19 protein-coding genes are annotated in these 23,465 nt (G+C 67.2%); 7 read left to right on the top strand and 12 right to left on the bottom strand.

The features are described 5' to 3' along the window. Positions 1 to 7 precede the first annotated feature (7 nt). Positions 8 to 310 carry a hypothetical protein gene (locus J2W22_RS05210; RefSeq protein WP_307117192.1) on the bottom strand — a complete coding sequence of 101 codons (303 nt, stop codon included), beginning with the start codon at positions 308 to 310 and terminating at the stop codon, positions 8 to 10. Between the two features lie 62 nt (positions 311 to 372). Further along, positions 373 to 738 carry a hypothetical protein gene (locus tag J2W22_RS05205; protein WP_307117191.1) on the bottom strand — a complete coding sequence of 122 codons (366 nt, stop codon included), beginning with the start codon at positions 736 to 738 and terminating at the stop codon, positions 373 to 375. A gap of 148 nt (positions 739 to 886) precedes the next feature. Here J2W22_RS05205 and glpX point away from each other — a divergent pair, with 148 nt between their 5' ends. After that, positions 887 to 1,852: a class II fructose-bisphosphatase gene (gene glpX / locus J2W22_RS05200; protein ID WP_307117190.1), complete on the top strand. Its 966-nt coding sequence runs from the start codon at positions 887 to 889 to the stop codon at positions 1,850 to 1,852. A gap of 410 nt (positions 1,853 to 2,262) precedes the next feature. Here the strand turns inward: glpX and J2W22_RS05195 are convergent, their stop codons facing one another. The 3 genes from J2W22_RS05195 to J2W22_RS05185 are packed head-to-tail and all read right to left on the bottom strand — an operon-like array spanning position 2,263 to position 6,198. Next, positions 2,263 to 3,024, bottom strand: a complete 762-nt coding sequence (locus J2W22_RS05195) for an HvfC/BufC N-terminal domain-containing protein (protein ID WP_307117189.1) — start codon at positions 3,022 to 3,024, stop codon at positions 2,263 to 2,265. After that, positions 3,014 to 3,868 (bottom strand): MNIO family bufferin maturase, encoded by an 855-nt coding sequence (gene bufB / locus J2W22_RS05190; protein ID WP_307117188.1) that lies wholly within the window; start codon positions 3,866 to 3,868, stop codon positions 3,014 to 3,016. The genes J2W22_RS05195 and bufB overlap by 11 nt, the downstream gene beginning before the upstream one ends. Before the next feature lie 11 nt (positions 3,869 to 3,879). After that, positions 3,880 to 6,198: a ferritin-like domain-containing protein gene (locus tag J2W22_RS05185; protein ID WP_307117187.1), complete on the bottom strand. Its 2,319-nt coding sequence runs from the start codon at positions 6,196 to 6,198 to the stop codon at positions 3,880 to 3,882. A 190-nt stretch (positions 6,199 to 6,388) separates the two neighbouring features. Here J2W22_RS05185 and J2W22_RS05180 point away from each other — a divergent pair, with 190 nt between their 5' ends. Both J2W22_RS05180 and J2W22_RS05175 read left to right on the top strand, forming a co-directional pair. Continuing rightward, positions 6,389 to 7,126, top strand: a complete 738-nt coding sequence (locus J2W22_RS05180; RefSeq protein ID WP_307117186.1) for a CPBP family intramembrane glutamic endopeptidase — start codon at positions 6,389 to 6,391, stop codon at positions 7,124 to 7,126. A gap of 55 nt (positions 7,127 to 7,181) precedes the next feature. Then, entirely contained in the window at positions 7,182 to 9,038 is a 1,857-nt protein-coding gene (locus J2W22_RS05175; protein ID WP_307117185.1) for a CocE/NonD family hydrolase, read from the top strand. A gap of 145 nt (positions 9,039 to 9,183) precedes the next feature. Here J2W22_RS05175 and J2W22_RS05170 read toward each other — a convergent pair whose 3' ends face one another. From J2W22_RS05170 to J2W22_RS05145, 6 genes are all read right to left on the bottom strand, one after another. Further along, positions 9,184 to 9,837 carry an FABP family protein gene (locus J2W22_RS05170; protein WP_307117184.1) on the bottom strand — a complete coding sequence of 218 codons (654 nt, stop codon included), beginning with the start codon at positions 9,835 to 9,837 and terminating at the stop codon, positions 9,184 to 9,186. After that, a complete protein-coding gene (locus J2W22_RS05165; RefSeq protein ID WP_184000259.1) occupies positions 9,837 to 10,601 on the bottom strand; it encodes an ABC transporter permease in 765 nt (254 codons plus the stop codon). The genes J2W22_RS05170 and J2W22_RS05165 overlap by 1 nt, the downstream gene beginning before the upstream one ends. Then, positions 10,598 to 11,533: an ABC transporter ATP-binding protein gene (locus J2W22_RS05160; protein ID WP_307117183.1), complete on the bottom strand. Its 936-nt coding sequence runs from the start codon at positions 11,531 to 11,533 to the stop codon at positions 10,598 to 10,600. Before J2W22_RS05160 ends, J2W22_RS05165 begins: the two co-directional genes overlap by 4 nt. A gap of 107 nt (positions 11,534 to 11,640) precedes the next feature. Continuing rightward, entirely contained in the window at positions 11,641 to 12,426 is a 786-nt protein-coding gene (locus J2W22_RS05155) for a DsbA family protein (RefSeq protein WP_307117182.1), read from the bottom strand. Then, the gene (locus J2W22_RS05150; protein ID WP_307117181.1) at positions 12,423 to 13,787 is read right to left on the bottom strand and encodes a M48 family metalloprotease; all 1,365 of its coding nucleotides are present in this window, start codon (positions 13,785 to 13,787) and stop codon (positions 12,423 to 12,425) included. Before J2W22_RS05150 ends, J2W22_RS05155 begins: the two co-directional genes overlap by 4 nt. A gap of 138 nt (positions 13,788 to 13,925) precedes the next feature. Next, positions 13,926 to 16,601, bottom strand: coding sequence for an Rne/Rng family ribonuclease (locus tag J2W22_RS05145; RefSeq protein ID WP_307117180.1), 2,676 nt, complete (start codon positions 16,599 to 16,601; stop codon positions 13,926 to 13,928). A 494-nt stretch (positions 16,602 to 17,095) separates the two neighbouring features. Between J2W22_RS05145 and J2W22_RS05140 the strand changes: the two genes are divergently transcribed. From J2W22_RS05140 to J2W22_RS05125, 4 genes are all read left to right on the top strand, one after another. Next, positions 17,096 to 18,358 carry an N-acetylmuramoyl-L-alanine amidase gene (locus tag J2W22_RS05140; RefSeq protein WP_373422940.1) on the top strand — a complete coding sequence of 421 codons (1,263 nt, stop codon included), beginning with the start codon at positions 17,096 to 17,098 and terminating at the stop codon, positions 18,356 to 18,358. A gap of 162 nt (positions 18,359 to 18,520) precedes the next feature. Further along, a complete protein-coding gene (locus J2W22_RS05135) occupies positions 18,521 to 21,034 on the top strand; it encodes a penicillin-binding protein 1A (protein ID WP_307117178.1) in 2,514 nt (837 codons plus the stop codon). Between the two features lie 136 nt (positions 21,035 to 21,170). Continuing rightward, a complete protein-coding gene (gene prfB / locus J2W22_RS05130; RefSeq protein ID WP_307117177.1) occupies positions 21,171 to 22,298 on the top strand; it encodes a peptide chain release factor 2 in 1,128 nt (375 codons plus the stop codon). A 56-nt stretch (positions 22,299 to 22,354) separates the two neighbouring features. Next, positions 22,355 to 23,068 (top strand): class I SAM-dependent methyltransferase, encoded by a 714-nt coding sequence (locus tag J2W22_RS05125; RefSeq protein ID WP_307117991.1) that lies wholly within the window; start codon positions 22,355 to 22,357, stop codon positions 23,066 to 23,068. Here the strand turns inward: J2W22_RS05125 and J2W22_RS05120 are convergent. Next, the gene (locus tag J2W22_RS05120; RefSeq protein ID WP_307117176.1) at positions 23,054 to 23,449 is read right to left on the bottom strand and encodes a JAB domain-containing protein; all 396 of its coding nucleotides are present in this window, start codon (positions 23,447 to 23,449) and stop codon (positions 23,054 to 23,056) included. The two genes, J2W22_RS05125 and J2W22_RS05120, sit on opposite strands and share 15 nt — an antisense overlap. Positions 23,450 to 23,465: the final 16 nt, after the last annotated feature.

Here is a 23,465-nt window from a genome sequence, read left to right as displayed (position 1 = left end):
GAGAAATTCAATCGTCCAGGCTCGCCTTCAGCACCTGCCGCCCCTTGTGCGGGCAGACCGGCGCGCCGGTGGTGCCGCAGGCCATGCCGGCGCTCTTCACCGCATCGCCCTTGGCATCGGCGATCTCGCTGCTGGCCAGCGGCAGGCGGTAGCGCTGGCTGGGATCGGCCTTCACGATCGGGATCGCCGTCAGCGGCCGCGCACGCATCGGAATGCGCGTAACGCGGGTCACCCGTGCCTTGGCCCTGCGGCGCTGCGGGTCGATCGCGGGCATTGCGCTGGACAAGGTGAGGGCAACGAGCAGCAGCATCGGGCAGGTCTCCGGAAAACAGGTTCGCCGTGCTCAACGCACGGCTCGCCGCCGGTTTCCCTTCAGGGCGCCAATTCCCTCCGGCTCGTCCGCACGCCCCGCGCGCTGACTGTGACGCCCACCCCGACGGAGCCGCACCGCACCGTGAAGGCGCCCTGGCCGCACGGCAAATGGCCATCGGCACCGTCGAACACGCGGTCCAGCCGCCCCTGATCGGTGTCGGGCCCGCTATAGCTCGTCACCAGCGGCACGCGATATTTGTCCGCGTCGCGCCGCGAGCAGACGACGATCTCGCTCTCGTCGCGCGCACGCCGGCATTTCGGATTGGCCGACCAGCGCTCGCGGTGCATCTCCAGCACCGCGGCCGGCGTCATCTCGCGTGGCGGGGCATCGTCCTGGCCGAGCAGGAGCAAGGCGAAAAGCAGCATTTGCACATCCCTCCGCCCCCGGTTTCGTTGCGATAGCGGCATGTTGTGGCGGAATTGGGAGCAGCGCCGCCCTGACAACGTTAGCGGCATCGACAAGCGCCACGGTGCTGCCTAATCGCCGCCGCAAGTCCAACCACCGGGGTATCCCATGACTCAGCCCAGCCACGCCCTTGACCGTGTCCTCGTCCTCGAAATGGTGCGGGTGACCGAAGCGGCGGCGATCGCTGCTTCCACCCTGGTCGGGCGCGGCGACGAGAAGGCGGCCGATGCCGCCGCGGTCGAGGCGATGCGCGACGCGCTCAACAAGCTCTATCTCGACGGCACGGTGGTGATCGGCGAGGGCGAGCGCGACGAGGCCCCGATGCTGTTCATCGGCGAGAAGGTCGGCGCGGCGCAGGGCAAGGGCCCGGCGATCGACATCGCGCTCGATCCGCTCGAAGGCACCACCATCTGCGCCAAGGCCGGCCCCAATGCGCTGGCGGTGCTCGCCGTCGCCGAGAAGGGCGGCCTGCTCAACGCGCCGGACGTGTACATGGACAAGATCGCGGTCGGCCCGGGCTATCCCGAAGGCGTGATCGACCTCGCTCGGTCGCCGACCGAGAACGTAAAGGCGATCGCAGCTGCCAAGGGCGTCGAGCCGCACGAGATCATCGCCTGCGTGCTCGATCGCCCGCGCCACGAGAAGCTGATCGCCGAGCTGCGCGACATCGGCTGCGGCGTGGTGCTGATCGGCGACGGCGACGTGGCCGGCGTGATCGCCACCACCGATCCCGAAACGACGATCGACGTCTATATGGGCCAGGGCGGCGCGCCCGAGGGCGTGCTCGCCTGCGCGGCGCTCCGCTGCGTCGGCGGCCAGTTCAAGGGCCGCCTCGTCTTCCGCAACGACGACGAGCGCCAGCGCGCGCGGAAATGGGGCATCGAGGATCTGGACAAGATCTACGACCTGACCGAGCTGGCCAAGGGCGACTGCATCTTCGCCGCCACGGGTGTTACGGACGGCTCGCTGCTCGAAGGCGTCAAGCGCTTCGCCACCAAGATGACCACCGAGAGCGTGGTGATGCGCGCGCACTCCGGCACGGTGCGCTGGGTGAAGGGCGAGCATCGGCTGTAAGGTCTCCAATCCTCCCTCGCGAAGCGGGGGAGGGGGACCGCGCGCGCAAGCGCGTGGTGGAGGGGGCCTCTCCGCGAGCGGTGACTCATGATGCTGAGGGGCGCACCCTTCTATCCCCCCTCCACCACCGCCTTCGGCGGCGGTCCCCCTCCCCCGGAGCTGCGCTCCGAGGGAGGAATTGCATCGGCGCCGCCTCCCCGAGGGCTGCCCTTGCAATGTAGGATTTCGCATGGCCTGCTCGCTCGGCCGGGCCTGCTGCCCGGCCGCTCTTTGACCCGTAGGAAAGATAGGACGCGTGCAGCGCCGCGCCCGGCAACGAAATTGCGAAAGTCCCCCTCGGCGGAAATCCGTTGAGGTCGCGAACTTTGTGAACTTCCGCGTGATTCGCGGCGACGTCGTGTAGGAAGCCTCTACCCGGCCGCCACCACCAGCCCGTGCGCGGTGGCAAAGGGCAGCCATGCGGCGATCCGCTCGTCCTCGGGCAGCGCCATCGCCCGGGCGGGATCCTCGGGCAGCACCGCCAGCCAGTCATAGTGCCAGGGCTCGAGCGGGAGGCAGGCGACGCGGTAGTTCGCCCGCGCCACCGCGAGCAGCATCGGCTCGGGCCTAGGTGGCACGGGTCCGCCGCTGGCGAGCATCTCGCTGAAATCGAAGGGCAGCGCGAGCAGGCGGCAGCTGTCGGGCCGGTACCAGCGCCGCCCGCCGGCCAGCGCAAGCAGCTCGGCGATCGCCGGGTCGATCCCCGGCCAGGCAGGCATGTCGCGCTCGATCCCGCGGGCACGGTGGACCTCGGCCTTGGTCCGCTCGATCCGTGCCAGCGCAGCGGGGATCGCCTCGACTGCCTGCGCGCTCCCCGAAGGCCGGGCGGCGTCGAGCCAGGCGGCAAAGTCCGCGCCAAAGTCGTAGAGCGTGTAGCTGTGCGACGGCCGCGCGGCGATATAGCCCTGGGCGAACAGCCCGAAGGCGGTCGGCCCGGCAAGCGCCGCGAGCAGCGGATATTCGCTCTCCAGGCATTCGAGCAGGCGCTGGCGATAGCCTCTCGCATAGATGTGGATACGGTCCTCGGCGGTGAGGCGGTTGTCGCCGTGCACGAAGTCGCGCGCATCCGCACCGGAGGCCGCCAGGATCGCTTCCTGCATCCAGTCCTGCAGCGCGGCGAGGTCAGGCGGCAAGCGGCAGCCCCTCGCGCACCCGGCGTGCCTTGCCCAGCTCGGCTGCGACCACCTCGAAGGCCGGGATGCTCGCATCCCATTCGACCATCGTCGCCACCGGTCCGCAGCGCTCCCAGACCCGGGCATAGAGCGGCCACACCGCATCGGGCACCGGCGCGTCATGCGTGTCGATCAAATGGGTGCCGTGATCGCTCGGCCCGGCGAGATGGACCTGCACGACATGCTCGGCCGGGATCGCCTCGAGATAGGCCAGCGGGTCGAGCGCATGGTTGAAGCTCGAGACATGGACGTTGTTGACGTCGAGCAACAGCCCGCAGCCGGTCAGGTCGCAGAGCCGGGCGAGGAACTCGGCCTCGGGCATCTGGCTGGCGCGGAACTGGAGATAGGTGCTGGGATTCTCGACGATCAGCGGCCGGCCGAGGAAATCCTGCACCGCGCGCACCCGCTGCGCGACATGGGTCAGCGCCGCCTCGGTCAGCGGCAGCGGCAGCAGGTCGTGGCTGTTCACCCCCTGCACCCCGGTCCAGCAGAGATGGTCCGAGACCCAGAGCGGCCGGAAGCGCTCGGCCAGGTCGCGCAGCTTGCCGAGATAGGCTAGGTCGAGCGGCGCGGTGCTGCCGATCGACAGCGACACGCCGTGCAGCACCACCGGCCGGTGCGCCGCGACATGCTCGAACACCCGCATGCCCCAGCCCTGATTGTCGAGCAGGTTCTCGGTGACCGCCTCGAACCAGTCGACGCCCCAGGCTTCCGGGGGCGTCGACATGAGGTGCGGGAAATGCTCCTCGCGCAGCCCCAACCCGTCGCCGGGGTTGGGCAGGCCGAGCCGGGGCTGCGGGGTCACCTTGCCAGTCCCTAGGTCGAGGGCGGATAGGCAAGGCGCAGGTCGTTCGGCGCCTGCTGGACCAGCCCTTCGACGGGCTTGTCCGGATCGCCGTTGACCTTGAAGGCCACCACCTTGGCGAATGCCTGGAAGGCGATGTCCTCGACCTTATCGCCTTCCTTGAAGTCGATCGTGGCGATCTTCTTCGAGGAAGGCGCGCCGCAGCCTGAGGGGGAAGGCGTCGGCGAAGGGGATGGCGTGCCGCAGAGGTTCTTGTCGGCATTCGCCTTTGGCGCACCGCAGCCCGAGGGCGACGGCGTCGGCTTGGGGGTGCCGCACAGCACCGGCTTCGAGCTGCCGACCAGGGCCCACACCTCCATCGTGCCCGCCTTGGGATAGAGCTGCATCGCCGAGATCGGCACCGCGCAGCCGCCGAAGCCGCCGCAGATATTGTCGCTCGGCGCGGTGTACATCGGCCCGCTCGGGGTCGGGGTCGGGGTGGGCGAAGGGGTCGGCGTGCCACAGAGCCCGCCGAAGCTGCGCAAGGTCACCGCAGAGCAGCCGCCGCCCTTGATCGTGGTCGGCGTGCCGCAGCTGCCGCTCGCCACCGGGCTCGCCTTGGGCGCGTTCGAGGTCTTGGAGGATGCCGCCCCGCACCCGCTGCTCGCCCCGCCGCAGCTGCCGCCGCCGCTGGTCAGCTGGACGAAGCCGCAGCCGCCCTGGCCCTTGCACAGGTTCGAGCCGCGGCAGGTATGGTAGATCGACGTCTCGGCGCAGCTGTTCGCGCCCCATTTCCCGCCGGTCTCCTCGACGTCGAGGCCCTGGCAGGCATGGTTGACGATGTACTTGTCCGGCTCGCCGACGCCGACCGACAGGTCGGGCGTCGCGCCGAACACCGCCCAGGCGGTCGACATGCGGTCGCCCGATCCGGCCATCGACGGGAAGGGGAAGGACACGGCAGCGCCGGCCGGGTTCCAGTAATCGTCGAGCACGGTGGTGACGCCCTTGATCGCGCCGCACACCGCCTGGCTCATCTTCTGGAAATTGGCCGCCGCATCGCCGCCATTCTTGAGCGCGTTGAGCGCATTGGCGATCGCCTCGGGCGCCGGCAGGCCATAGGGATTGTCGTTGGGGTCATAGCCCTCGGTAGTCAGGTCCGATGCCGCCCATTTGCCGATCTTGGGCGACTGGTCCCAGGTCTCGAGCCCGCCGCTGCCCCGGATGTCCTCGATCTCGCGGAAACGGGTATAATGGTCGACGCCGTCATTGTCGGAACGCGCCGCGGCATCGGCCGAGGGGACCAGCTTCCCCTCCATCGAATAGCTCGGATAGTCCGACGCCAGCGCATCGCGGTTCGGGCAATAGCTCGGGTTCACGTCGCCCTGGACGAGCTTGGCCTTCCCGTCGTCGAGCCGATGCCCCTTCTCGTCATAGCGCGCACCGAGCGTGGCGCCTTCGCCCTGGTCGGTGATCGCGTTCATCATGTTGAGCGCTTGGCGGAGCGCGATCTCCGGATCGGTCAGCGCGATCGTGGTCTCGAAGCCCATGAACTCGCGCATCGGATGGCCGGGAAAGCTGAAATTGTTGAACAGGTCGTTCTGCTGGCCGCCGGGGTTCATCACATGGTCCCAAAGCCGCGTGCCGTCCTCGTAGCGGATCAGCAGATAGTCGCGGTAGCACTGGTACATATAGCCGATCGACCCGAACATGATGTTGGCGTCGAGCTCTGCCACCGTGTCGTACTTGAACGGCACCTTGGGGAAATAGCGGTCCTTGTTGCGGACGATGTCCTGCTCGGCGGTCTCCTGCGGCTGCTCGATGGCGAGGAACAGCTTGATCCGCTCCTCGTCGAGCGGGCCGACATTGACCTTCACGTCCTTGAACCGGTTGGTGTCGGTCAGGTCGACGATGCCGGGGATCGCGGTGAGCTTGGGACCGAAACAGGTCCAGCCATGGTCGCCGCTCTGCAGCGCGGTGGCGGTGAAGCTGGGCACGGCACCGATCGAGGTGGCGAGGTTCGCCGCCATCTGCAGGTGGAGCATCTCCTGGATGAACACCGAGAAGACGATGTTGAACGCCTTCTTGTTGCCCCAGCCCTTCTTGCCCGGCTTGTAGTCGGTGAAGGCGCTGGTCTTGGCGCCCGGCCACTGCCGCCCCTTGTAGAAGCTGTTCCCCTGGCTGGTGATGAGGTGCATGCCGGTGATCGAGTAGAGCGAGGTCATGTAGAGCGGGATGGTGAACAGCTCGACATTCACCGCCGCTTGCGCGATCCAGCGCACCACCAGCGTGTCGGTCTCGAGGAACTTCAACGGGCGCGCGGAGAGCTCGCCTTCCTTGTGCGTCAGATGCATGACAATTTCCCCCAAGCTTCGCAGGCGACTGCGATGGCACTGGGTTCCATCAACTATAGTTCCGCGTCAATCAAGGATCGCACCAATATAGTGTCATGCACTATTTGTTACGGCTTACACTCGATTTACCTTCATCTTTGCGCACTACTCGATCCTTGCCTCCCACGCGGTGCCCGCTATGCCGCCGCAGATGCTCGCGCCGTTGCTGCTGATCGCCACTCTCGCGCTGCTCGTCTGGGCCCAGCGCAACGACCGCCGCAACTACCGGCGCTTCGGCAAGGTCAAGGACAGCGCACGCCGACAGCCACTGTTTCTCCGCATGGCTGGCAAGAACTGCGCACTCTATCTCTTGCCTTCACTGGTCGGGCTGGCGCTGCTGGGCCGAGTCGATGCGCTCTGGACCTTCCCCACCGAGTTCGCCCCGCTGGTCGAGCAACTGCCCGATCTCGGCACCGGCAACCCGGCCTTTCTGGGCATGGCCACGGGCGCGCTGATCGTCGGGGCACTGATCGGCGCGCTGCTGCGCATGCTGCTCCTCCGTCGCCCGCTCCGGGGCGCCCCGATCGCCGACATCGCTCCGCTGATACCGCGCAACCATGCCGAGCTGCGCCATATCCTGCCGTTGATCGCGAGCGCCGGGATCAGCGAGGAAGTGGCGTTCCGCCTCTATCTGCCGCTGCTCATCACCGGCAGCGGTGGCAGCGCCGCGCTCGCCTTTACCGCATCGACGCTGATCTTCGGGCTGCTCCATCGCTACCAGGGCTGGGTAGGCGTGGTGCAGACCAGCCTGCTCGGCGCGATCTTCGCCCTGCTGTATCTCGGCTGGCCGGGGCTGACCGCGCCGATCCTCGTCCACTTGCTCGTCAATGCCGCCACGCTGGTGCTGCGTCCCGCGATCGAGCTCAGCTTCCGCCCGCGAACCGATTGACAGCCACAATACACCGACTACCCCTCCCGCAATCGATTTTAGCGGGAGGATAAGCATGCGGTTGGTCAGTCTGTTCGCCCTGGCGGTCGCCACCGCCGCGCCGCTGGCGGCCCTGCCCGCGAAGCAGGCCGCACCGGCGCCCCAGGCCGCCGACAGCGCCTTCACCTTCGAGGAGGCGATGATCCCGATGCGCGACGGGGTGAAGCTGCACACCGTCATCATCCGCCCCAAGGGCCAGACCGGGCCGTTGCCGATCCTGTTCCAGCGCACCCCCTATGGCACGCCCGGCGCCGCGCCGCGCAGCATGCCGGGCAGCTGGGCGGCGCTCGGCAAGGACGGCTATGTCTTCGTGTTCCAGGACATGCGCGGCCGCTTCGGCTCCGAAGGCGGCCCCTTCACCCTCTCGACCGAGATCAAGACCGGCAAGGGCGCGACCGACGAATCGACCGACGCCTATGATTCGATCGACTGGCTGGTGAAGAATGTGAAGCCGAACAACGGCAAGGTCGGCATGTGGGGCGTGTCGTACCCCGGCTTCACCGCCGCGATCGCCGTCGCCCGCCCGCACCCCGCGCTGAAGGCGGTGAGTCCGCAGGCGGCGTGGATCGACTATTGGAAGAATGACGACCTCCACCGCTGGGGCGCGATGCGGCTCACCTATGCCAGCGACTGGGTGAACAGCCTCCAGGCCGACAAGACCAATGACGGCATCGAGATCTACGACCGCTACGACACCTATGAGTGGTTCCTGAAGGCAGGCTCGCCGGCGGACATCGAGGCGAAGTATTTCAAGGGCCGGGTGCCGCTGTACAAGCAGATGATCGAGCATCCCGACTATGACGATTTCTGGAAGAAGCAGGTCTGGTCGGACACGCTGAAGAAGACGACCGTGCCGACGCTCAACGTCGCCGGTTACTGGGACCAGGAAGACCCTTGGGGCAGCTGGCAGATCTTCGACAAGCAGCGCGAGAACGATCCGAACAACCTGTCGCTGATGGTCGCCGGCCCGTGGAACCATGGCAGCTGGCGCTCGCCCGGCAACATGCTCGGTCGCATCCCGATCGGCACCGACAGCGGTACCCAGTTCATGGAGCAGGTCGAGGCGCCGTTCTTCGCCTATTGGCTGCACGGCAAGGGCACCAAGCCCGATTACCGGATGAAGAGCTTCCAGTCGGGCAGCTGGCAGTGGAAGACCTACAACCAGTGGCCGCTGACGACCGCGAGCAGCAAGAGCCTCTACCTCCACGCCGATGGCAGCGTGTCGTTCACCGCACCGGCGCAGGGCGAGGGCTGCCGCGAGTACATCTCCGATCCCGCCAACCCGGTGCCGTTCCGCGCCCGCCCGATGTCGGCGACCTATGCCACGCCCGACTGGCGCTGGTGGGAGACCGAGGACCAGCGCTTCGTCGAGTACCGCCCGGACGTGCTGAGCTACACCAGCGCCCCGCTCGACGCCGACCTGACCATCACCGGCGCGATCACCGCCGCGCTGCAGGCTGCGACCAGCGGGACGGACAGCGACTTCATCGTCAAGCTGATCGACGTGTACCCCGAGGATTTCGAGAAGCCGCCGACTGCGATCGGCGCCTATGCGAAGGGGCTGAACGGCTATCAGCTGCCGATCGCAATGGAGGTCAAGCGCGGCCGCTACCTCCAGTCGATGGAAAAATCGACGCCGCTGGTGCCCAACCAGGTGAACGACTGGACGATCCCGCTCAGGAACCACGACCATGTCTTCAAGAAGGGCCACCGGATCATGGTGCAGATCCAGTCGAGCTGGTTCCCGATGATCGACCGCAACCCGCAGACCTTCGTGCCGAACATCTACAAGGCCAAGCCGGCGGACTATCAGAAGGCGACGCAGAAGGTGTGTTCCGGCTCGGCGATCATGCTGCCGGTGGTGGGGAACTAAACACTCCCCCTCTCTCTCCGTCACCCCGGCCTTGTGCCGGGGTCCACCGGGAGGCGAGTGCCGAGCGAGTAGTTTAGAGGGTAGTCGGTGCGGCATGGTGGACCCCGGCACAAGGCCGGGGTGACGCTCAATCAGTCGACAGGACTCAGGCCGCCTCGCCCTTCGCCGCGAGGATCTGCACCCAGGGGTTGGGCTTCGCCACCCCCACGCGCTTCAGCGTGTTGCGGTCGTGATGGTCGAACGGCCCCTGGCCCTTCACCTCCAGCGTGGTGTGGATGTCGTAGCTCCAGCCACCATCCTCGGTGAAGGCGATGTCGATCCTATAGGCATCGGTGCGGAAGGCATATTCGAGGAAGTCGGTCGAGCAGATGCCGTAGCTGGTCTCGCCCCGCTTCGCCTCGACATGGATCGTCTTGTCGCCCGGCGCACCCTTGCCGCTGGCGAGCAGCACCTGGCCGCGCGGGATCGCCAGCGTCTGCAGGATCAGGCCGGTGGCCGGCTCCCACAACCAATAGCCCACCTGGTCGTGGAAGGTGATGTCCTCTTCCTCGGTGGTGATGTGGATATGGTAGCGCAGCCCGTAGAAGAGCTGCGGGCCATTGGCCTGGGGATCGATCGGCACGAACTCGATCCGCTCGATGAACTCGCGCCGTTCGGGGCCTTCGGCCTTGGGGTTGAGGTCCACGCCCTTGTGCCCCTCCCAGTGCCCCGCGAGGGGCGCCAGCGGGCCGAGATTGGCGAGCGTGTGGGGATCGACGTCCTCGGGCTCGGTGAAGATATCCAGGGGAAAGGGTGTCATCAGTTCTTGAGTCTGTAGCCGGTCCGGAAGATCGTGACGATAAGACCAAGGCATAGGGCCAGGAACAGCGCGACGAAGCCCAGGCTCCAGCGCACGTCGATGTCGCCGACATCGCCGAAGAACGCCCAGCGGAAGCCGCTGATCAGATAGGCGACCGGGTTGAACAGGCTCACCGTGCGCCACGGCTCGGGCAGGAAGCTCAGCGGATAGAAGCTGCCGCCCAGGAAGGTGAGCGGTGTGAGGATCAGCGCCGGCACCACGTTGAGCTGCTCGAAGCCCTTGGCCCAGATGCCGATGATGAAGCCGAACATCGAGAAGCTGATCGAGGTGAGCAGCAGGAAGGCGAGCATCGCCAGCGGATGATCGACGCGCAGCGGCACGAACAGGCCCGAGGTGAGCAGGATGATCAGCCCGATCACCACCGACTTGGTCGCGGCCGCGCCGACGAACCCGATCACCAGCTCGACCGCCGAGATCGGTGCCGAGAGCAGCTCGAACACGGTGCCGGTGAACTTGGGGAAATAGATGCCGATCGAGGCATTGGCGACGCTCTGGGTGAGCAGCGACAGCATGATCAGCCCGGGCACGATGAAGCTGCCATAGGGCACGCCCTCGATCGAGGGGATGCGGCTGCCCATGCCGCTGCCGAACACGATGAAATAGAGCGCGGTGGTGATTACCGGGGTGACGATCGACTGCCAGAGCGTGCGCAGCGTGCGCGCCATCTCGAACTTGTAGATCGCCCAGATGCCGTGGAAGTTCATGCCCGGGCCTCCTTATGTTCGACGAGGCCGACGAAGATGTCCTCGAGGCTGGATTTGCTGGTGTCGAGGTCCTTGAACCCGATGCCCATCTCGCCGAGCTTCCTCAGCAAGGACGGAATGCCGGTGCGCTCGGCCTGGGCGTCGAAAGTGTAGCGCAGGCGCGTGCCCTCGTCCTCGAGGCTGAGATGCCATTCCTCCAGCCCCGCCGGGATCGCCGTCATCGGCTCGACCAGGCTGACGTCGAGCTCGCGCTTGCCGAGCTTCTTCATCAGCTCGGCCTTTTCCTCGACGAGGAGCAGCTGGCCCTTGTCGATCACGCCGACCCGGTCGGCCATCTCCTCGGCCTCCTCGATATAGTGGGTGGTCAGGATGATGGTGACGCCGCGCTCGCGCAGCTTGCCGATCATCTTCCACATGTCGCGGCGCAGCGACACGTCGACGCCGGCGGTGGGCTCGTCGAGGAACAGGATGTCGGGCTCATGGCTCAGCGCCTTGGCGATCATCACGCGGCGCTTCATGCCGCCCGACAGCTCCATGATCTTCGAGTTGCGCTTGTCCCACAGCGACAGGTCCCGGAGGATCTGGTCGCAAAACTCCTGGTTCGGCGCCTTGCCGAACAGTCCGCGCGAGAAGCGCAGCGCCGAGCCCACGGTCGAGAACATGTCGACCGCGATCTCCTGCGGCACCAGCCCGATCTTCGAGCGGGCAGCGCGCGGCTCGCGCACCGCGTCATGCCCGTCGACCAGGATCGTGCCGGTGCTCGGCGTGACGATGCCGCAGATGATCGAGATCAGCGTGGTCTTGCCCGCGCCGTTCGGCCCGAGCAGCGCGAAGATCTCGCCGCGGCGGATCTCAAGGTCGACATGATCGAGCGCCTTGTGGCCTGAGCCATAGGTCTTGCTCACGCCGTTTATCGAAAGAATGGATGTCATGATGCCCCCGGCCGGGAAAGGACCCGCTAATTAGGCACGGCAGCGCGCGGCGGCAACCGCTCGGTACAAAAATCGGGAGAAACGCCTCTGAAGGAAGAGGGAGAGCGTTACTTCCCCTTGCGCGCTTCCGTCACGGCCGCGGCGAGGCCGGCATAGTCGCGCATGCCGTAGAGCAGCTTGCCGCCGACCACCCAGCTCGGCGTCCCGGTCATCGCCAGCTTCTGGCCGAACTTGTGGTTGGTGACGATCTCGCCCTCGACCGCCCTGGACTGGGCGACCTGCTTGGCCCGGCCCATGTCGAGCCCGGCCTTCTGCGCCGCCGCCTCGATGTTCGCCGCGCTCGGACCGTCGGTAGCGAACAGCGCGTCGTGGAAGGCGCGGAACTTGTCCTGCTCGGCCGCTGCCAGCGCCCAGCGCGCCGCGACTAGGCTATCCGGCCCCAGCACCGGATATTCGCGGTAGACCACCTTCACATTGGGATCGCGCTTCAGCAGCTCCTCGATCGCCGGCAGGCTGGCCCGGCAATAGCCGCAGGCATAGTCCATGAAGGCGACCAGCGTGACATCGCCCTTGGGATTGCCCGCCCAGGCGCCGGCATAGGGCGCCTCGAGCTTCGGCCGCTCGGCGGGCAGGGTCTTCTCCGCTGCCGCCACTGCCTCGGCCTGCGCCTTGTCGGCACTGGCGCTCTGCTTCTGGTTGTAGCGCTCGACCGATTCGAGCAGCACCTCGGGATGGGCAAGCACCCATTGGCGCATCGCCTGCTCGCCTTGGCCGCGCGCGCCCATGCCCGGCACCAGCGCCTGGATCGCCGCGAACAGCGCCGCGCCCAGCAGCGCACACAGCACGAAGGCGCCGGCCAGCGCCAGCCTGTTGCCCAACAAACGCTCGATCACTGGCCCTGCCGCCCCTTCTTCTTCCGCATCTCGTCCCAGGCGGTCTGCGAGACCATGTTGATGTCCTGTGCCCGTACCCAGTCCGCCGAGCCCTGGGGCAGGCGCGCCATCGCCGCGCGCGAGCTCATCAGCGCGGTGCCGACATCGCCCATCATGTGCGCGCGCTCGGCCGTGGCGAGCGCGGTGCGCGCCTCGTCGCCCTTGCGGTCATAGACGGTGCCGAGGTTGAGCCAGGCGAAGGGATTGTCGTTGTCGCGCGCCACCGATTGCTTGAGCACGCGCTCGGCTTCGTCGAGATTGGCCTTGTCCTCGGTGGCGAGCAGCGCATGGCCCAAAGTGCTGGCGATCAGCGGCGCGTTGTTCGACAGCGCGGTCGCCTCGCGCAGCGGCGCGATCGCCCCCCTGGGGTCGCCCGATTCGAGCATGATCTGCCCTTCGAGCTCGAGGAAATAGGGGTCCTTGGGCTCGGCCTTGACCAGCGCCTGGGTCTCGGCCGCCGCCTGCTCGGGATAGCCCGATTTGTGATAGGCATAGGCGCGGGCATAATGCGCCTCGACCGACTGGTTGCCCGGCGGATATTTGGCCAGCGTGTCCTTGGGATCGCTGACATAGCCGCGCAGCTTGGCCTGGACGCGCTTGAAGCGGACTTCAAGATTCTGGTCGAGCGGCTTGTTCCAGCTCGGCGCGTTCATCAGGTCCGCCTTCAGCGTCTCGACGCGGTCCTGCGACATCGGGTGGGTCTGGGCGAAGGGATCGACCTCGGGATTGCTGGTGTAATAGCCATAGCGGTGCATCTGGGCGGTGAGCTTGTCGAAGAAGCTCAGCATGCCCTTGCCGCTGATCCCGGCGCTGTTGATGAACTTGGCGCCTGCGGCGTCGGCCGAGCTTTCCTGGACGCGGCTGAAGGCGAGATACTTGCCGATCGCGGCGCGCTGGCCGGCCATCAGGATGCCGGTGCCAGCCTCGCCGCTGCCCGCCGCCATCGCCGCCACGCCGAGCAGCAGGCTGAGGATCGAGATGTTGGTATAACCACCGTCATTCTGGAACACGGCATGGCCGCCGACGATATGGCCGATCTCGTGCGCGATCACGCCCTGCACTTCGTTGGCGCTCGAGGCGGCGTCGATCAGCCCGGAATGGACATAGACGATCTGCCCGCCGGCGACGAAGGCGTTGATCGAGCTGTCCTGGATCAGCACCACCTTGGCATTGGCAGGCGACAGGCCGGCGGCGATGAACAGCGGCCGGGCCATGTCGTTGAGCAGCGCCTCGGTCTCGGCGTCGCGCAGGATCGACTGGGCGGCAGCAGGCTGGACCCAGAGCAGCAAGGCTGCCGAGAGCAGGGCGAGGATGCGCTTCATGCCCGTTCGTATCCTCCGAATTCCACCCGTGATCAATGGCATTGGCCGTGCCCCCGCCCCGATGAACCGCGTCTGAAGCCATGAAAAAGGGCGCCGATCCCTGCGGACCGGCGCCCCGTTTCTCTCAGGCTTTAAGGGTCAGGCCCCGAAGGTGCGCTGCCACCAGCCGCGACGCGGCGTGCCGTCGGGATTCTCGCCCTCGGCTTCGGCCTCACCTTCGACTTCAGCAGCCTCGGTGTCCTGCGCAACCGGGGCGGCTTCCGCCGGAGCAGGCTCGACCTCGACGGCTTCGACCTTCTTCTTGCGGGTACGCTTCGGCTTGGCCGGGGCCTCCTCGGCAACAGGCTCGGCAACGACCTCGACCGGGGCTTCGACCGCAGGTGCGGCTTCGGCCGCGACGGCCTCCACCTTCTTCTTGCGGGTCCGCTTCGGCTTGGCCGGAGCCTCCTCGGCAACCGGCTCGGCAACGACCTCGACCGGGGCTTCGACCGCAGGCGCGGCTTCGGCCTCGACAGCCTCCACCTTCTTCTTGCGGGTGCGCTTCGGCTTGGCCGGTGCTTCCTCGGCGACCGGCTCCGGCGCGGCCTCGACCGGCGCGGCGGCTTCGGTCACCGCTTCGGCAGCTTCCTCACCGGCATCCTCGCCGCCCTCGGCACGATCGCCACGGCGACCGCCACGACGGCCACGGCGACGGCGCTTGCGGCCATTCTCGCGGCCCTCGCCTTCACCCTCGACAGCAGCAGGCGCTTCCTCGCCCTCAGCGACTTCGCCTTCGGCTTCCTCGCCGGTTTCGGCCTCGGCATCACCCTCGGCGCCTTCGCCTTCCTCGCGACGGCCACGGCCACGGCCACGGCGGCGGCGGCGACGCTTGCCGCGCTCGCCACCCTCGTCGTCGCCACGCTCGCGGCGCTCGCCACGACCTTCGCGGCGATTGCCGGCCTCGGCCTCTTCCTCGAGCTCCTCTTCCTCCTCGTCGATCTCCTCGACGTAGTCGTCGTCCTCGGGCTCTTCGATCAGCTTCTCGAACTTCGGCGCATGCGCCGGCGGCGGGCCCGAAGCCTCGACCGACATGCGCGCGCCCTCGAGCTCGCCGTCCGACAGGATTTCGACGGTCACGCCGTAGCGGTCCTCGATCTCGGCGATGTCGGCGCGCTTCTTGTTGAGTACGTAGAAGGCGGCTTCCTGGCTCGCGCGCAGCGTGATCACCGAGCCGCGGCCACGGGCGGCCTCGTCCTCGATCAGGCGCAGGGCCGAGAGGCCGGCCGACGAAGCGGTGCGGACCAGGCCGGTGCCTTCGCAATGCGGGCACTGCACGGTCGACGCCTCGAGCACACCGGTGCGCAGGCGCTGGCGGCTCATCTCCATCAGGCCGAAAGCGGAGATGCGGCCCACCTGGATGCGGGCGCGATCGTTCTTCAGCGCCTCCTTCATCGCCTTCTCGACCTTCCGGACGTTGGACGAGTGATCCATGTCGATGAAGTCGATCACGACCAGGCCGGCCATGTCGCGCAGGCGCAGCTGGCGGGCGATCTCGTGCGCCGCTTCCAGGTTGGTCGCGGTCGCGGTCTGCTCGATATTGTGCTCGCGCGTCGAGCGGCCCGAGTTGATGTCGATCGAGACGAGCGCCTCGGTCGGGTTGATCACCAGGTAACCGCCGCTCTTCAGCTGGACGACGGGGTTGTACATCGCCGAGAGCTGGTCCTCGACGCCGGCACGCTGGAACAGCGGCACCGCGTCGGCGTACTGCTTCACCTTCTTGGCGTGACTCGGCATCAGGAGCTTCATGAAGTCCTTGGCCTGGCGATAGCCGTCCTCGCCCTCGACGATCACCTCGTCGATGTCGCGATTATAGATGTCGCGGATCGCGCGCTTGAGCAGGTCCGAATCGCCATAGACGAGCGCCGGCGCGGTCGACTTGAGCGTCTCCTCGCGGATGCCGTCCCACAGCCGGGCGAGATAGTCGAAGTCGCGCTTGATCTCGACCTTGGTGCGCTGGAGGCCGGCGGTGCGGACGATGCAGCCCATCGTCGGCGGCAGCTTGAGCTCCGCCATGATCGTCTTGAGGCGCTTGCGGTCGGCAGCCGAGCTGATCTTGCGCGAGATGCCGCCGCCATGCGCGGTGTTCGGCATCAGCACGCAGTAGCGGCCGGCGAGCGACAGATAGGTGGTGAGGGCAGCGCCCTTGTTGCCGCGCTCTTCCTTGACGACCTGGACCAGCAGCACCTGGCGGCGGCGGATCACGTCCTGGATCTTGTAGCGGCGGCGCAGGTTCATGCGGCGCTGGCGCAGCGCCTCGGCCGGGCTGTCCTCGCCGCCACCACCGCCACGGCGCTTGCCGCGGCGACCGCGACCACGGCCTTCCTCGCCCTCGCCACCTTCCGAGGTCTCGCTTTCGGCATCCTCGTGATCGTGGTCGTGCTCTTCCTCGTCGTCATGCGGACGCTCGAGCACCTCGACGCCGTCATCGCCGTCGAGATGATCCTCGTCGCCATCCTCCTCGGCGCGCAGCGCGGCTTCCTCGGCCGCATGCTCGGCTTCCTCGCGGAGCAGCGCTTCGCGATCTTCCTTGGGAATCTGGTAATAATCGGGATGGATTTCGCTAAAGGCCAGGAAGCCGTGGCGGTTGCCACCGTAATCCACGAACGCCGCCTGGAGCGACGGCTCCACGCGGGTCACCTTGGCCAGATAGATATTGCCCTTGAGCTGCTTGCGCTCGGCGGACTCGAAATCAAACTCCTCGATTCGGCTTCCCTTGACGACGGCCACGCGGGTTTCCTCCCGGTGGCGTGCGTCGATCAGCATACGCATGGTCATTTATTATTCTCCGGGCGCGCCGGCCCCAGCCCTCTGAATTTGTGTTGCGGAGGGCTCGCGCAGGCGCGCGACATACAATGCGGCCCTGGCCGGCGGATTGGCCGGCTGCGGTCTCGCGGGTTTCGAAAACTGCTGCTGCTCGCAGGGCACGCGCGAACCGGTGGTCCGCCAGCTCCGCCGCCACCACGCGACCGGCCGGTTCGGCCAATCGGTGCAGACGTTGCGGAAATTGCCTCATGTGAGCGTCAACCTGAACTGTCGCGGCAGATGTGGCCGCGGGAAAGGTCCGGCGCAAGGGCCGGACAAAGCTGCCTAGCATTACCGTAACGGCGCGGCAACCTTGGCCAAAACCGGCAAAGAGACCGGCAAGCATTTGCAGCCTTGCCGGCAAAAACATGCCGAATCGGAAATTAACCGCGTCGCTTCACGTCGATTTGAGGCGCGCCGTCTAGTCCGGTCACGTCAGGGCAGACGTGTAGTCAGAGTATCAATCTATGGTTTTGGGCTGGACCCCCAGAGCCCCGGCGCGGCATAGCGTCAGGGTGCTGTTCCTGCTCGCCTTGCTCTCCGGCTGGTTGACCGGAGTTCCAAGCTGGGCGGGCGTCGTGCAGGAAGTGCGCGTCAAGGGTGACCGCGTGATCGTCAAGTTCGACGAGCCGGTGACCCAGGCGAGCGCTTTCATGCTGGCTGGACCGCAGCGGATCGTGCTGGACGCCAAGGGCGCCGAGCCGGGTAGCCGCGCGTATGCCGAGGGACCGGTAACGAGCATCCGACAGGGCTCGCAAGGCGCCGAGGGCGCGCGGATCGTGCTCGATCTCGCGCGGCCGGCGATCGTGACCGAAGGCAGCTTCGGGCGCGACGGGCGCACACTCACCCTGCAGCTGCGCACCGTGGACGACGCGCAGTTCGCTCGCGCCGCGGCCGAGCGGCGGATGAGCTTCCTGCCGCCCTTCTCCTATGTGCAGCCCGCGGGCCATAGCCGCTACAGCGAGACGATCGCGCTGCCCCGCCGCGCGCCGCCGGCATCGCTGCCGCGCGTCTATGGCGCCTCCGATCGCCCGCTGGTGGTGATCGATGCCGGCCATGGCGGGCACGATCCCGGCGCGATCGGCGCCAATGGCCTGCGCGAGAAGGACCTCACCCTCAAGGCCGCGCTCGCCATGAAGGACGCGCTGCTCGCCTCGGGCCGGGTGCGCGTGGCGCTCACCCGCGAGGATGATCGCTTCCTGGTCCTCCAAGAACGCTACGGCCTCGCCCGCAAGCTGGGCGCGGACCTGTTCATCTCGGTCCACTGCGACAGCGCAGGCAATGCCGATGCCTCGGGTGCCACCGTCTACACGCTCTCCGAAGTCGCCTCAGACAAGGAAGCGGCGCGGCTGGCGGCGCGCGAAAACAAGGCCGACATCATCGCCGGCGTCGACCTCGGCTCGCAGAATCCGGACATCTCCTCGATCCTCATCGATCTCACCCAGCGCGAGACGATGAACATGTCGGCGAGCTTCGCACGCCTGCTCGGCCGCGAGGCGCAGCCGCTCATCCCGATCAAGGCCAATTATCACCGCATGGCGTCGCTGATGGTGCTCAAGGCGCCGGACATGCCCTCCGTGCTGTTCGAGACGGGCTATATCTCGAACGATAGCGACGCCGCCTTCCTGGCCTCGGACGAAGGGCGCAGGAAAGTGGCGCAGAGCGTGCGCAAGGCCGTGGAAATCCATTTCGCGACGCGCATGGCGACGCGGACGCTGGCGTCTCGCTGAAAAACTCTCCTCATCAATCCCCTTGTGCCCTCATTATAGAGGGCGCGAGGGGATGTGGTTTCACTTAGGGAATAATCCCATTTCGGGAGCGATCCTCCCGCACGACGAGCCGCCGAGACTCCGGCTGGCATCCGCCTTCAATCCTGCTAAACCGCGACCCGCATGTCCGACGGTTCCACTTCCAGCGTAAAGATGCGCATCAAGCGCGAGATCGGGGGCTTCAAGGGGCTGTTCGGTCGCGTCCGCCACCGCTGGTGGTTCCGGATTCTCGCGGTCCTCGCCCTGCTATCGGGCGTCTTCGTCTTCCTGGTCTGGCTGTTCATCGCGCGCAACCTGCCCTCGGTCGACACGCTGAAGAACTACGAGCCGCCGCTGCCGACCAATGTCCGCTCGGCGGAAGGCCTGCCGATCCACAGCTATGCGCGCGAGCGCCGCGTGCAGCTGAGCTTCGAGGAATATCCCAAGCTCCTCGTCGAGGCGTACATGTCCGCCGAGGACAAGACCTTCTTCGAGCATCACGGCGTCGATTTCCCCGGCCTGGTGCGCGCCGCCTTCCAGGGGCTGGTCAGCGGCTCGACCCCGCGCGGCACCTCGACGATCACCCAGCAGGTCGCCAAGAACCTGCTGGTCGGCAACGAGACCAGCTATCTCCGCAAGGCCAAGGAGGGCATCCTCGCCTGGCGCATGGAGGATGTGCTCACCAAGCAGCAGATCATGGAACTCTACCTCAACTCGATCGAGCTGGGGCGCAACGCCGGCGGCGTCGAGGCGGCGAGCCAGGCCTATTTCGGCAAGGAGCTGGGCGAGCTGACCCTGCCGCAGATGGCCTATCTGGCGATCCTGCCCAAGGGCCCGTCCAACTACGATCCCGAGCGCCACACCCAGCGCGCGCTCGACCGGCGCAACTGGGTGCTCGGGCAGATGCTCGAGAACGGCTTCATCGACCAGGCCCAGCATGATTCGGCGGTCGCCTCGCCCTTGGGAACCGTGCCGCGCCAGACGCCGAAGTTCGAGCGCGTCGGCGGCTATTTCACCGAGGAGGTCCGCCGCCAACTGATCGACAAGTTCGGCGAGACCGACGAGACCGGCCCGTACAGCGTCTATTCGGGCGGCCTGTGGGTGCGCACCTCGCTCGATCCCAAGCTCCAGCAGTACGCGCAAAAGGCACTGCGCGACGGCCTGCTGCGCTACGACCGCGGCCGTGGCTGGTCGGGCCCGATCGGTCATGCCGATATCGGCCGCAGCTGGCTCCAGTCCTTCCTCAACACCAATATCGGCGTCGATTACGAGAATTGGCGCGCCGGCGTGCTGATCGAGCGCAGCGGCGATGGCTGGCAGATCGGCTTCGACGACGGCTCGACCGGCACCCTGCCCAAATGGGCGGCGACCATGCCGGTGCGCGGCCAGGGCGGCCAGGCGTTCGACGCGTTCAAGCCCGGCGACATCGTCGCGGTGGCGCCCGAGGCCGGCGGCCAATGGTCGCTGCGCTCGATCCCCAAGGTCTCGGGCGGCATGGTGGTCGAGGATCCGCGCACCGGCCGCATCCTCGCCATGCAGGGCGGCTTCGATTCGCGCATCCAGAGTTTCAACCGCGCCACCCAGGCCCAGCGCCAGCCGGGCTCGACGATCAAACCGATCGTCTATGCCTCCGCGCTCGAGCAGGGGATGACCCCGGCCTCGATCGTGGTCGATGGCCCGTTCTGCGTGTGGCAGGGCGCCAATCTCGGCCAGAAATGCTTCCGCAACTTCGGCAATGCCCGCGGCGCCGGCCCCAAGACGCTGCGCTGGGGCATCGAGCAGTCGCGCAACCTGATGACGGTGCAGATCGCCAACCAGACCGGCATGGATCACGTCGTCGACCTGATCCAGCGCATCGGCGTGTCGCGCCAAAAATTCCCGCCCTATCTCAGCTATGCGCTGGGCGCCGGCGAGACGACCGTGCTGCGCATGGTCAACGCCTATTCGATCCTGGTGAACCATGGCCGGGCACTCAACCCGTCGCTGATCGACTTCGTCCAGAACCGCAAGGGCGCGGTGGTGTGGCCCGAGAACTGGCGCCCCTGCGAAGGCTGCAACGCGCCCGACTGGAAGGGCGGAGCGATGCCGCGGCCGGTCAACCGCGCCAAGCAGGTGATCGACGCGCTCTCCGCCTATCAGATGGTCCATATCGCCGAGGGCGTGGTCCAGCGCGGCACCGCCACCGTGCTGCGCGACCTGAATCGCCCGATGATGGGCAAGACCGGCACCACCTCGGGCCCGACCGATGTGTGGTTCGTCGGCGGCACCCCGCAGATGATCGGCGGCCTCTATATCGGCTATGACACGCCGACCAACCTGGGCGGCTATGCCCAGGGCGGCTCGATCGCCGCGCCGATCTTCAAGCAGTTCGCCATCCCCGCCTTCGAAGGCATGGAGAAGGTCCCCTTCACCGCGCCCCAGGGCATCCGCATGGTCCGCATCGACCGCGCCTCGGGCAAGCCGGTGACCGGCGCCTGGCCGTCCAGCGATCCGCTCTCCGGCGTGATCTGGGAAGCCTTCAAGCCCGAGACCGAGCAACGCCGCGGCCGCCGCGACCAGGAAGAGGCGCCCGAAACCAAGGCCGTCGAGAAGAAGGCCGCCCCCAAGAAGCAGGAAGGCGACAGCGACTTCTTGCAACGCGAGGGCGGAATCTACTAGCGCGGCACCTATATCGTCATCCCGGCCCATCTCGTCATCCCGGCGAAAGCCGGGATCTCAGGCAGTAGAAGGTGCAGCCTGAGGCACGAGATCCCGGCTTTCGCCGGGATGACGGAATGATTTGGAGTTACTGATTATGCGCGCCGAAGCGCAGGCTCATGTCGACAACATCAAGGAGTCGCTCGCGCTGCTCCGCCGCTTCCTCGATTGGGACCGGGCGCTGCGCCGGCTCGACGAGCTGAACGCGCGCGTCGAGGATCCGACTCTCTGGAACGACGCCAAGAAGGCCCAGGACGTGATGCGCGAGCGTCGCCGCCTCGACGAATCGATCACCGCCACCCGCGCGATCGAGACCGAGCTCAACGACACCGCCGAGCTGATCGAGATGGCCGAGGCCGAGGGCGACGAGGAAATGGCGAGCGAAGGCACCGCCAGCCTCGCCGCGCTGGCCGAGCGCGCCGAGAAGGACAAGGTCATGGCCCTGCTCTCGGGCGAGGCCGATGCCAACGACACCTATATCGAGATCAATTCGGGCGCCGGCGGCACCGAGAGCAACGACTGGGCGGGCATGCTCCAGCGCATGTACACGCGCTGGGCGGAGCGCCACGGCCTCAAGGTCGAGCTGGTCGATTACCACGCCGGCGAGCAGGCGGGCATCAAGTCGGCGACCCTGCTGGTGAAGGGCGAGAACGCATACGGCTACGCCAAGACCGAGAGCGGCGTGCACCGCCTCGTCCGTATCTCGCCGTACGATAGCGCCGCGCGCCGCCACACCAGCTTCTCCTCGATCTGGGTGTACCCGGTGATCGACGACGACATCGCCATAGAGATCAACGAGAGCGAGCTGCGCATCGACACCTACCGCGCCTCGGGCGCGGGCGGCCAGCACATCAACACCACCGATTCGGCGGTGCGCATCACGCACCTTCCCACCGGCATCGTCGTGCAGTGCCAGAACCAGCGTTCGCAGCACAAGAACAAGGCCGAGGCCTATAACCAGCTGCGCGCCCGCCTCTACGAGCGCGAGCTGGCCGAGCGCGAGGCCGCTGCGAACGCGACCAACGCCAGCAAGACCGATATCGGCTGGGGCCACCAGATCCGCTCCTATGTCCTCCAGCCCTACCAGCTGGTGAAGGACCTGCGCACCGGCGTGACTTCCACCGCGCCCGGTGATGTGCTCGACGGGGACCTCGACGCGTTCATGGCTGCCGCGCTATCCCAGCGCGTGACCGGCGAGACGGTCGAAGTGGAGGATGTCGATTGAGATCGGGCCTCGCCCTGCTGCTGACCATGGCGCTCGCCGCGTGCGGCGGGGCGGCGATGATCGACAACAAGGCCCAGGATGACGACGCGCCGGCGCCGCACAGCGGCTTCCCCGCCGCCGACCGGCCCGTCGCCACCATCCTCTCGCCGCGCTGGTCGACCGAGGAAGCGCGCGACCGGCTGAACGAAGCCGGCCAGGTGATGGACCTGGCGGGCATCAAGCCGGACATGACCGTCGCCGATATCGGCGCAGGCGAAGGCTATTACACCGTCCGCCTCGCCACCCGCGTCGGCAAGAAGGGCCGCGTCGTCGCCGAGGACATCGTCCCCGAGACGCGCGACTATCTCGCCACCCGCGTGCTGCGCGAGAAGCTCGACAATGTCAGCGTGCGTCTCGGCCTGCCCGCCGATCCGCGCCTGCCCGAGAACAGCTTCGACCGCGTCCTCATGGTCCACATGTACCATGAGATCGAGAGCCCCTACGAATTCCTCTGGCGGCTCCGCCCGGCGCTCGCGCCCGGCGGCCAGGCGGTGGTGGTCGACGCCAATCGCCCGACCCAGGATCACGGCACCCCGCCCGAACTGCTCAAGTGCGAGTTCGCCGCGGTCGGCTACTCGCTGGTCTCGATCAAGCCGATGCCCTCGGCCGGCGGCTATATCGCGATCTTCGAGGCGCGGGGCGAGCGGCCCGAGCCGAGCGCGATCCGCGCCTGCAGGAGCGGCAAGACCGCCACGCCGGCGAGCATGGCGCGGGAATCAAAGGAACCCTAGGCTGCGGAAGCTGGTGGTGCCCTTGGCGGCGACCACCAGGTGATCGAGCAGCCGCACGCCCAGCGCATCGAGCGCGCGGGCGAGCTTTTCCGTCGCCTCGCGGTCCGCCCTGCTCGGCGTCGGGTCGCCGCTCGGATGATTATGCGCCATCACCACGGCGACCGCATGGAACGCGATCGCGTCCGCGGCCACGTCGCGGATCGGCAGGTCGAGCTGGTCTCGATGCTCCGAGCGAGCATGGCGCATGCCGAGTATCTGCTGGTGCCGGTCGAGATAGGCGAAGGCGAGCACCTCCACCCGCTCGCGTGCTAGCGGCGCGAACAATTCGCCCGCCTCCTGCGCATCGTGCAGGCGCATCGGCCGATGGGGTAGGTCGAACAACACGCCCAGCGACTGC

Source organism: Sphingomonas kyeonggiensis (assembly GCF_030812785.1).
Taxonomy (GTDB): Bacteria; Pseudomonadota; Alphaproteobacteria; order Sphingomonadales; family Sphingomonadaceae; genus Sphingomonas; species Sphingomonas kyeonggiensis_B.
The sequence above is the reverse complement of the archived record's forward strand: the minus strand, read 5'-3'. Positions and strand labels throughout refer to the sequence as shown.